This window comes from Arhodomonas sp. KWT (assembly GCF_010993615.1).
In genome coordinates, this window is sequence record NZ_WNXE01000993.1 from 1 (window position 1) to 606 (window position 606).

Sequence of the window (606 nt, forward strand, 5' to 3'; positions counted from 1 at the left end):
GCGAAGTCCGGCGATACCAGCGCCTCGCCGGGGCCGGCGACGATGGTGCCGTCGCCCTTGTAGAACCACTCCGGCTGCACGCCCATGGTGCCCGGCGCCGGCCGGCCGCCCTCGACGCCGCGGCGGAACATGCGCATGGAGTCGGTGAGCGTGTCCGCATCGTCCGCCGTGACCCGGTGCATGAGGTCGCGCCCGTCCGCGCTGCCGGTGTGGGTCAGGCCGGTGCCGGTAACCAGCATGTGGGCGGGGTCCGGATGGGCCACCGGTGCTGCCACCCTGCCCGCCTCCAGCGCCGCACGCACATCGACCGTGCCGCCACGCCCGCACTCGTCGACCACCGCGGCGAGGGTCTGTCCGGTGTCCGCCGCACGGCGGGCGAGCTCGTAGACACCGACGGCGCCGTCGACCTCGTGACCTTGAACACCGTCGTCGGCGACGGCCACCACCCGGGTGGTTCCCCCGGTTCCGGCGATCTGGAGCAGCTTCATATTCTCCCCCTGCGGGTCTCTCTCCTCAGCGTTGAGGTCAACCTACGGGGGAAGACATAACCATCCAATGCTTAATGATGTATTATTTTATATGTATTCTGTAATACATATCCATAAA

The 606-nt window shown here is 67.2% G+C and carries 1 pseudogene; it reads right to left on the bottom strand.

Features of this window, described 5'->3' with window-relative positions:
• Positions 1-488: pseudogene (locus G7A99_RS23740) on the bottom strand (FAH family protein); the annotation flags it as partial.
• Positions 489-606: the final 118 nt, after the last annotated feature.